We start from the raw sequence: 9,199 nt of genomic DNA on the forward strand, positions 1-9,199 counted from the left end.
ACCCGTTCCTCCTTCATTTTTTTTCACGAATTACTCGAACATTCCCTCCATTTCTTTTGCTAGCTTCCCTTCTTCAACACCTAACATTCGTTCCAAAAGATAAAAGAACCCTGACACGCGCTGTAGCTGTATTTCTTCACTTTGTGGAACTAGTTCCTGATCGTCAAAAGCGGCAGTTGCATAAACAATTGCCATCTCCATCGTTTCATATGGATAATCCGTCTGAAAAATGCCCTGCTGAATCCCATCTTCTACGATACTTGCTAGTACGGGGGTGATTTCTGTGACCACTGCTGTCTGCATTTTCTGATGCATTAACGCATTTTGCGGCTTGTGAACAAAATCCATCATATCCTCCCCATCAGAAGTATCTAGACGCAAAGCAAGAACCGTCTGAACAAAGCGCTGATAAACAGGGATCGTCTGATCAGCAGCGACTTTTTTTGCCGCAGCAAACAATTCAGCCGTCGTTCGCTCGACTAAAGCATCCATAATTTCTTCCTTTGATTTGAAGTGATAATACAACGTCCCTCTGGCAATTCCGGCTTGATCAATAATCTCTCTGGTACTGGTATGATCAAAGCCCTTTTCAGCAAACAATTTACTAGCGACATCCAAAATTTCATTTTTTCGAATAATTGGGTCCTTTGAAATACGCATGATTCTCATCCCTTTTCTTTTGTGACCGACTGCCTGTCTAATAAAAGTATAGCGTTTTCATCACAAATTTTCCATGCCATACCTAAAAAATCAGTCTTAAGTATTAGTTCGAAATTTTCAAATATTTTTGTGAAAATGAAAAATCCCTCAAGGACTTCTCGTCCTTGAGGGTAGATATCCTATTATTTTGCCGTAAAGGCAGCTTCTTTGTTTAAGAAAAACGGGCGATAATATGCCGTTGCGTTACTCGTCGGTAAGACCTCTTCACTCACTTCGATCCCGAGTTCTTCTATTAAATAGCGGCGACGTGCCTGCATCCGTGACCACATCTCTGGATACTCTTTTTGAATGGCACTGCGCAAGCACTCATCCGCCAACACAATCCCTCCCTCACAGCTAGCGCCAGAATAACCAGGGACAGAAGGGATGATATCAAATTGGAAGAGCATGCCACTTTTGATTTTCTCAGTTGATGCAGGATAGACAGGAGAAGACAGCCATTCCTCATCCGCGCATAGATGTCCCGGATTCAGATGCCAGCCGTATTGATCCTTTGGCAAGACTTCTTCAATTTTGTTGTATAGTACTTCACCTGATAGATCGGTGGTGATGGTTTCAAGCCAAGTCTTCACGGCATTAAAGTACGGCTTTGCGACACGATCCAAATAGTCCTTTTCAACTTCGGGCAACTCTTCTTTTGTATTTACCGCATAGCCTCCACGACTTTGCAAGCCGCCTTTATATCCGGTAGTCATTGAAATCCGATCACCTAGCTGGATTTTTTTCCCAGTGGGATAGAGATTCGCCTTCTCAAACCGAGCGCCTGTAGCCATGATCGTCACTACACTTGGTGTTTGCCCATAGTTATTTAAGTAGGCGCCCACTTCCATTTCACTTTTTCCAAGGGCCAATTGATCCATACCAGTGAGAATACAATTTCCAGCAAGCATCGCGCCAAATTCGTAATGAGCGATTTCGTTAGCGTTATTCGTAGTACGCAGACCGTTTTCTCCGATCATCAAGTACGTTGCATTTTTTAATGCCGCGTCAGGCGCGACTTTCTTCAATCCATCCACTAAAAAGTACGGCATATCATAAAGTACCGTATTCTCTTCTTGCTGGCTAGTGAAGTTTTTCCAGCCGATCAAACCGATTGATGTCGCCTGTTCAAGCCTGGTTTGTTTCAAAATTTCTGGCACGCTAAGAGTGGTTTCCATTGGTTGATTTGGCAGTGAGAAATGAGGCATATGAACGGCTGACGCTTCGATCCGAGCAAATGAGACCTTATTTAGATTTTCATTGCCTAAAACTAAGTAGGCTTCACCGTTTTGATGAATAACGAGCAAGGCCTCTTCGAAGCGGGGGACAAAGCCAGTAAAATATTCAAAATTTCCTCCATGCTCTAAGTCTGCGTATATCACAACAGCATCATAATTTTCCTGCTGCATCTTTTTCAATAAATTGGTTTTACGTGCGGCCAGCGTCTCATCTGTTAACAAAACTGGCAAAACGTTCTCATCTAATTTAGGTGCCGCTATATTTTTTAATGTGATCAAGTTTTTTTCGCTCCTTCGTTTTTTTCTATCATAACATAGCCCAGAAGGAGAAAATACTCGAATTAATTCTTTATTATTGACCTTTTTCCCTATTATCTAGCTAAATAGCTCGCTTTTTTTGAAGAAAATCGGTAAAATTATAATGATAAAAAATTATTTTCGAAAGGAGTCAATATGAAACAATTACTTAACTCCTCTACGTATCGTCGAATTCAATTCGTCGAGTTTTTGGATCAGCTGCCCTCTTGGTGCGATATTAAAGAAGCCGCTCAGACAGTCGATTGTTCTGTCAAGACGCTTTTATCTGACATTGATTTTATCAATGAGTTTTGGGGAGACTATATTTATATCGAGTACTCAAAATTTCAAGGGGTTCGTCTGAACAATATTACCTCAAATAAGCTTGGAAATGTCTATGGACTGATCTATCATGAATCGAACGAATTTCAATTTGTTGAAAAAATGCTGTATGAATCAAATCAAGACGCGGATTATTGGATCAATGAATTATTCATGAGTGAAGCGTCCTTTTATCGAATGGTCAATGCTCTGGAAGATTTCTTGAAGCGACGTGGGCTGCAGCTAGAGCGCTCCCCATTCCGAATCACTGGGCCGGATGAACGCTGGGTGCGTTTCTTTTATCAGCAGTATTTTACAGAGGCCTATGGGGTGAATCAGTGGCCCTTTACTTTAGATCACGAAGAAACCACCTGTTTCATTATGCGGACCTCTACTGATTTTGATGTCTCCTTAGATGATCGCGAGATTCAAGAGGCGGCCTATTTGTTCATGGTGACGCTGAATCGAATGCATCAAGGCTTTTATTTGCCAGAAAGTATCTATGCCGAAGAAGAGGACACGATCGATAAGGTCTTGGAGTATAGCCGCCCCTTCGCCGAGCACCTGCTAGCAGACACAGACTTTACACTTCCAGAAAAATGGCATAGAGAAATTAGCCGCACGGTTTTCCATGAATTTTATAATTGGGACAATCCTGAACAAATCGTGCGAATCAATAGTAAAATCGATACCTTTTTGAAGAATATCTCTCAGGCGATCGAGTATCCCTTAGATCGCGATGATAAACGAAAGATCATGCAAGAGATGATGTCATGGTATGTGGAATACAATTTCTATCCTTATCGTCAAGTAATGCTGTTTGATAAGCATCAGAAATTCGCTCGCGAAATCCAACTTGTCTACCCGATCTTCTCTACCATCGTGAAGATTCACTTACAGGATATTGAAAAGAAATCTCCTGAATTATGGACGGATATACGCCTAAACAATGTCTTTTTCTTATTGATGAAGGAATGGTCCCACCTGCCGCTGCACTTAGAGAAGTTAAGGCAAAAGGTGACGATCCTAGTCGTAAGCGACTTGGGACGCAAGCATGCCGAAATGCTTCAAGACTTTTTAATCGCCAATTACAATAAGCGTATTGCGGTGGATACCTTCAATGAACCGGTGATCTCCACTGGCCCAGAGGATTTTGAAAATTTTGCGACATACGATATCATTATCAGTAACAATCCCATCAAAGGCTACGACAACAGCAACGTATTGATCGTGAACAATTTCTTCTCCGCTTCTGACCGTGAAAACCTTTTGAACCTGATTGTTGCGATTCAAAAAAAAGAGGCTCGAAGACATTTAAAAGAACTTGGCAATATCAAAATGAAAACCGCTAAGGAAATCTATTTTTCCCAACGGATATTAAACCAATAAAAAAACGAGCAGTCCTAGATAAAGCTGATGGCTTTAGCAGGATTGCTCGTTTTTATTATTTATTGGCAAAAACAATCAGATTGTAATCGTCATTGATACAGGTTTGCAGGGTAATTCGTTCACCACCACCAGAACCCGTAATTTGATCCCAATAGTCAGTACCATCTGCAGCAAACCCTGAATCATCTACAGTAACGATTTGCGAAACTGTATAGGTCGTTACATTGTTCGCGCTATCTGAAACTTCTATCGTTGCACCTGTTCCTAATGAGAATAGGACATTAAAAATTCCAGGATTGTGACCGATGAAATGCGTGTTCGCTCCGTCATTTCCTGATTGAACGACGGCTCCACCCCAAGTAGCCACTTGATTGGGATTGGCATCAATGATTGCTTGTCCGCTTCCTTGTCCTGCATTCGTATAAGAAATAGCTTGTCCATTGATCATTAATTGATCTGCTCCAATCGTGGCAGGTGCCGGAGTTGCAGTATTTTGACTTTCTTCTGTTGCTGTCGTTTCGTTGGTTGGCTCGGCTTCATTTACAGTTGGCGCTGGTCGATTGCTTGCTTCAGCGGCTTCCTTTAAAGAAGTAGTAGTGTTCTCTGCAGCTGAACTAGCAGCTTCCTGGCCTTCATTACTTGAAGTTGCCGAAGCTTCTTCTGAACTCGTTGAAGTACTATTCGTAGATGGATTCACTGATGTACTTGATTCAGTGTGAGGCTCCACTACTTTTTCGTTTGAAACATTAGAATTCTTCTCTTCTTTTGCTGATGACTGTTTAACAGATGTTTGATCCGTCGTACTTGGTGAACTTGCGCTGGAATCTCCCAGCACAGATGCAGCGCCTGTCGTAATAAAAAGCGCAGCGATTACGATAAATTTTAAATAGGTACTCATTTTTTCCGTTCCTCCTTAGCAAAGGTTGTCTGCTATCTACCTACAAACTAAGGGAAAAACGGACTTTTCTGTTGAATACTGCTCGTCAAATAACAAATGATATTATATTTCGAAAGAAAGAATGTTACTTTAATGGCTTTTCATTTAATATTTTCATAACTTTCTTTTTCATAGACAAAAAAGCACGAGCACATTATTAGGTAAAACATTAATTTGAAGGGTATTTTATCCTTTATGCCTAATTTAGAAAAAATCTTTTGGTGGCAGATAATACCCTTCAATTGATTGAAAAAGAGCTTTACGGTCATTTTCATCCAATGTTTTTATATAATCTTTTAAAAGTCCTGATTCATTATCTATCGTTGGTATATCAATGAATTCCTCACAATTTCTACAATCATAATCAGATAGTACGCCTAACAATAAAATTTTTAAAAAGTCTTTATTTATATCTTTTAAAAGATTTTTATAAAACTCACTGCTTTCTTCCACACTTTTTAGATATTCCTTGAAATCTTGTGGTGCTGAAATTCTAGTCGTAATTAGTCGAATTTTCTCCTCTTCGTCTGCTATCTGATAGGCTTCCATCATTTGATTAAAATCACTATCAGGCATCGCTAACGGAAGTTCTAGCAGCTCCTTAGTCATACTTGTCAGAATGAAAAACTGAATGGCCTTCTCAGGCTCCGTGAATGAAGAAACTCTTACTTTTAATTGGGAAAAGAATCGTCGATAATAATCGTTTTGTTGGAAAATAACTTCTAATTCTGGAAAATAATCTTGCTGCTGGATGCGCCGTAAAACATATTGTGCTTCAATCTCATTTAACAGCAACGTGTGGATCTCCTTCTTTCCAAGGAGTAATTTGCCGATCATTTGTTTAAAGACGATTTCAAATAAGTTGTTGACGTCAGTACGGTAATCAAAGCCTAACATCTCTTCATAATTGGTCAATAGTTCATAAATTTGCTCTTTGGGAAGGGCTTTGACAAAGAGGACCTCAGCGGCTAAATTGTTCAGATAGCGTTCATAAAAATCAATTCCCACAAAGTTAGCTGGTACTGGTTCCGCAAGCTGATAGTCTAAAAAAGCCTGATCCACCTCCGCAGCCCCATAATCAAAATCATACTCAGAGAAAAAATTTCCGATTTCATTTAAGCTTTCTTCTAATGATTCGATACCAAAACTTTGATAATTGTCTTGAATCCATTGATAGAGCGTCTGAAGAGTATTTAGACGCTGTTTCAACTGCTGCTTCCCTTGTTCGAAGCGTTCAGGCAATGTTCCCTCTCCACCGTTAGCTAAGACAAATTCGATGGACTGTTGGATTTTTTCCGCTTGATCAATCGCCATAACGCTTGAACCACTTAGCCGCTCCTGCAATTTCTTCATAAAAAAGGGATAGAACGCTGGATCAAACAAATCATTTTTCATGCTTCTTCCTCCAATCCTGGAAAATCCTCAAACGAGCCCTGAAGCTGCTCCAAATCTCCTTGAAACTGCTGGTAACGTCTGGCGATTTCCTCTATTATTTCTTGATCTGTAGTTTGACCAGGATGATATGCCCGCAGGTAGTAAAAGATCGCTTGGCAAACTGACAAGTGTTCTAGGTAGTCGCATTTGTAAAATAGAGGCTCATCCATTAAGAATAATGCTAGCTGTTGTGAATTTTGCCAGCTAAAATCAAGTAAACGGTGTTCTTTGAATAGCTGATTGCGTTCCTCCGTGAGATCAGAAAAATCCGCTACTGTCAGTTGATAATTCTTGTGATGTTTCTGCAACTGGCGATTAATCATTGTTCGCGGTTCTTCTGTCTGCTGAGATAGAAACTGATTAAATAACGTCATATCAAATTCTCCCATTGTCTTCTCCTCCCTCTTCAGAGACTAAATAGCACAGTGTCGTTAAAAAGACAATCTTGAAATACAACTAAATTTATGGTATTATAAAGAGAGTTAAGGAAGGCGATTTAAGCCTTCCTTAACTTTTTTCAGTATATCTCCCGTAAAATAGTACTTCTTTTCTGATTAATAAATAACTAAAGGAGCGTTCTTATGATTTATGCTACCTTTCTTTACCTTCTATTAGCCGCCTTCGTTATTTGGGTTTGGAGCCCACCAGCCATTTTGCGAATGCTTGTTTTAATTGTATTGATTTTACTGTACTCATGGACTTCTAGCCGGTTAGCGAAGAAAAAATAGTGAGGGTTATAGTTTCCTCCAATTTACCAACAAGGTACAGGAAATTTTGATCGTAAAAGCAAGAGCCAGTCAGATTATTTCTGACTGGCTCTTTTAAAGGTAATTTTTCGGATCATTATTGGTTCTAACGGAGCATCTTCGCTATCCGTAGCTTGATTGGCGATTTTACGCACCACGGACATTCCGTCTATTACTTGACCAAATACCGTATAACGTCCATCTAATTCAGGGAGGCCGCCGACTGCCTCATAATGGGAACGAACCTTTAACGGTAGATTCATTCGGTACAGTTGCTCCTTGTCTACTTGACTATGCTCCACGATGTAAAACTGATTACCATTAGTATTTGGCCCGTGATTCCCTAAACAGACAGCACCATCGAAATGATACAAACCCTCATCTACTTCGTCTTCAAAATAACCGCTGTAAATGGACTGAGCTTCAGCACCAGAGCCATCTAGCGCACCGCCCTGGATTACAAAATCCTTAATTACTCGTGCGAAGGGCGTATTATCGTAAAAGCTTTGTCTGGCAAGCCCTCGCCAATTTTTAACGGCTTTTGGTGCATCCTGCTGAAAAACTCTAAGGGTAATCGTTCCTGCATCCGTTTCAATCTGACAAAGCTCCTCATGTGGGCGAACCGGCGTCAGCTGCAGCAAGTATTGATTCGAGTATTTTATCCCTCGATCTTTCTCTAGGATAGTTTGAATATACCACTCTAACTGTTCAGCATTTCCTAGCCGTGCCATTTTCATCAAATAGGTGTACTCTTTTTTGGGGGTTGCGACACGATATGAAATAATTCCCCGTAGATTATTGTAGCTATCTCCTTTTACTTTAAACAAAGAAACTACATGTGCTTCTAAAAAAGTAAGTTCTTGGCCGATGAATGATTTGAAATGGCGCGCCTCGTTCCCCAAAGCGAAAGTCACAAGTGCATCAATGTTTCCTTCAGCTAGCTGTTGAGTAAAATCTGCCATTCGCTGATTGATCTCCTCCTGATCCCAATGACGCGGGATTAGCTGCTTGGTAACCGTTTCATTTTCAAGCTTTTTCTTTATTAAATAGGCCGCTGACCCAAGAATTCCTGCGGCTAAAACAACCTTACTTTTTTTCATTTTCTGCCTCCAACCTGTTTTTCTCAATTGTACCAGAAAAACAAGCAGACAGACATTCCGCTAGTGGCCGATGATTAGGATTACACTATAATTTCATTTGCGATATTAATACCTCTAATTTGTGAATTGAAGGAATAAAGGATCAGCTACAAAGATTTTTTAAATTTTCGGATTTTCTTCGTTGCCCAATCATAATGGCTTGAAGTTGCCGAAACAAAGTAACTGCCTAGTGTACTTCCTCCCACCCAAGAAAAAATTCCTTTTGAAAACAATTCCTCATTGGAAAAAGCCTCCGCCATTTGCATCACCTGTTGGTGACTCTCCACTAAGAGACGGCGCGCTTCTTCGTAGCTGGTCGTTTGATGCTTTTCCCAAAATTCAATATTCATCGCCCCGTAGGTTTTCCAATTATATCCTTCCTTTAAAAATTGCTTAGCCTCTCCGGCTTGATTCGCCTGCACCCAATTTAACAGCAGTTGATGCCATTCATACAAATGGATCAAGATATCACGAACATTTTTATCCCTTGACCAATGAGCCTGCTTTTCTTTTTCTACGTTAAAACTAAACGGACTATTCACTTTTTCAGGCGGTATTGAAGCTAACAGATCCATCAGTTTCTTATACCCATCATTTCCTGCCTTAATCAAATCATTTTTTGTCGTTGGTCTTGCCATAACAATTTCCTCCTTATATCTTTCTTTATCCTCAGTATGAACCAACACGTAACGTTGGAGTCAAGCAGAAATTGTTTTTTTTGTATAAACTTTGGCTGTCAGCATTTAGCTGCAAAAAGTCCTACTGGCAGCTATCTCCTGATTTGGAATTTAATTTTTCGTAGAATACGAAAAATTTCTTATTCTCGATCGCATACCATTGGACTAAACTGCTTAATTATGGACTTTCTTTGAGCTTTAACTTCATTTCTATTTGTTCAAACTGCAAAAAGTCCAACTGGCAAAATAAGACCTCTCCATTTTTTTGGAGAGGTCTTAGGTTTAAATAATCCCGGCTCTATAATTTCTAGGACTGATAGAA

Annotated in this window: 9 protein-coding genes; 2 read left to right on the forward strand and 7 right to left on the reverse strand. The window is 40.0% G+C overall.

The window, feature by feature from the left end; genetic code table 11:
* Positions 1–30: 30 nt before the first annotated feature.
* Positions 31–660 carry a TetR/AcrR family transcriptional regulator gene (locus RV13_RS01720; RefSeq protein WP_010743524.1) on the reverse strand — a complete coding sequence of 210 codons (630 nt, stop codon included), beginning with the start codon at positions 658–660 and terminating at the stop codon, positions 31–33.
* Between the two features lie 182 nt (positions 661–842).
* Positions 843–2,216 carry a M24 family metallopeptidase gene (locus RV13_RS01725; protein ID WP_010743525.1) on the reverse strand — a complete coding sequence of 458 codons (1,374 nt, stop codon included), beginning with the start codon at positions 2,214–2,216 and terminating at the stop codon, positions 843–845.
* Between the two features lie 174 nt (positions 2,217–2,390).
* On the opposite strand from RV13_RS01725, the gene RV13_RS01730 reads away from it, so the two are divergent.
* On the forward strand, positions 2,391–3,944 hold the full coding sequence (locus RV13_RS01730; protein WP_010743526.1) for an AcpB/EbpR/MafR family transcriptional regulator: 1,554 nt from the start codon (positions 2,391–2,393) through the stop codon (positions 3,942–3,944).
* A 55-nt stretch (positions 3,945–3,999) separates the two neighbouring features.
* Here RV13_RS01730 and RV13_RS01735 read toward each other — a convergent pair whose 3' ends face one another.
* The 3 genes from RV13_RS01735 to RV13_RS01745 form a co-directional block, all read right to left on the reverse strand.
* The gene (locus RV13_RS01735; protein WP_060789035.1) at positions 4,000–4,842 is read right to left on the reverse strand and encodes a class F sortase; all 843 of its coding nucleotides are present in this window, start codon (positions 4,840–4,842) and stop codon (positions 4,000–4,002) included.
* 243 nt (positions 4,843–5,085) lie between these two features.
* Positions 5,086–6,276, reverse strand: coding sequence for a DUF6179 domain-containing protein (locus RV13_RS01740; protein ID WP_060789034.1), 1,191 nt, complete (start codon positions 6,274–6,276; stop codon positions 5,086–5,088).
* Positions 6,273–6,704, reverse strand: coding sequence for a DUF6323 family protein (locus RV13_RS01745; protein WP_010743529.1), 432 nt, complete (start codon positions 6,702–6,704; stop codon positions 6,273–6,275). Before RV13_RS01745 ends, RV13_RS01740 begins: the two co-directional genes overlap by 4 nt.
* Positions 6,705–6,896: 192 nt before the next feature.
* Here RV13_RS01745 and RV13_RS20930 point away from each other — a divergent pair, with 192 nt between their 5' ends.
* Complete coding sequence (locus RV13_RS20930) at positions 6,897–7,043, forward strand: hypothetical protein (protein ID WP_010743530.1); 147 nt, start codon at positions 6,897–6,899, stop codon at positions 7,041–7,043.
* A 74-nt stretch (positions 7,044–7,117) separates the two neighbouring features.
* Here the strand turns inward: RV13_RS20930 and RV13_RS01750 are convergent, their stop codons facing one another.
* Together RV13_RS01750 and RV13_RS01755 are read right to left on the reverse strand one after the other, a co-directional pair.
* On the reverse strand, positions 7,118–8,161 hold the full coding sequence (locus RV13_RS01750) for a peptidylprolyl isomerase (RefSeq protein ID WP_010743531.1): 1,044 nt from the start codon (positions 8,159–8,161) through the stop codon (positions 7,118–7,120).
* A 146-nt stretch (positions 8,162–8,307) separates the two neighbouring features.
* Positions 8,308–8,838 (reverse strand): ClbS/DfsB family four-helix bundle protein, encoded by a 531-nt coding sequence (locus tag RV13_RS01755; protein WP_010743532.1) that lies wholly within the window; start codon positions 8,836–8,838, stop codon positions 8,308–8,310.
* Between the last annotated feature and the right edge of the window lie 361 nt (positions 8,839–9,199).

It is taken from the genome of Enterococcus raffinosus (assembly GCF_001886185.1).
GTDB classification, from domain to species: domain Bacteria; phylum Bacillota; class Bacilli; order Lactobacillales; family Enterococcaceae; genus Enterococcus_A; species Enterococcus_A raffinosus.

Excerpts from the sequence above, each read along its gene's own strand:
- RV13_RS01750 (WP_010743531.1), bottom strand. The coding sequence starts at position 8,161 with ATGAAAAAAAGTAAGGTTGTTTTAGCCGCAGGAATTCTTGGGTCAGCG.
- RV13_RS01740 (WP_060789034.1), bottom strand. The coding sequence starts at position 6,276 with ATGAAAAATGATTTGTTTGATCCAGCGTTCTATCCCTTTTTTATGAAG.
- RV13_RS01755 (WP_010743532.1), bottom strand. The coding sequence starts at position 8,838 with ATGGCAAGACCAACGACAAAAAATGATTTGATTAAGGCAGGAAATGAT.
- RV13_RS01735 (WP_060789035.1), bottom strand. The coding sequence starts at position 4,842 with ATGAGTACCTATTTAAAATTTATCGTAATCGCTGCGCTTTTTATTACG.
- RV13_RS01745 (WP_010743529.1), bottom strand. The coding sequence starts at position 6,704 with ATGGGAGAATTTGATATGACGTTATTTAATCAGTTTCTATCTCAGCAG.
- RV13_RS01730 (WP_010743526.1), top strand. The coding sequence starts at position 2,391 with ATGAAACAATTACTTAACTCCTCTACGTATCGTCGAATTCAATTCGTC.
- RV13_RS01720 (WP_010743524.1), bottom strand. The coding sequence starts at position 660 with ATGCGTATTTCAAAGGACCCAATTATTCGAAAAAATGAAATTTTGGAT.
- RV13_RS20930 (WP_010743530.1), top strand. The coding sequence starts at position 6,897 with ATGATTTATGCTACCTTTCTTTACCTTCTATTAGCCGCCTTCGTTATT.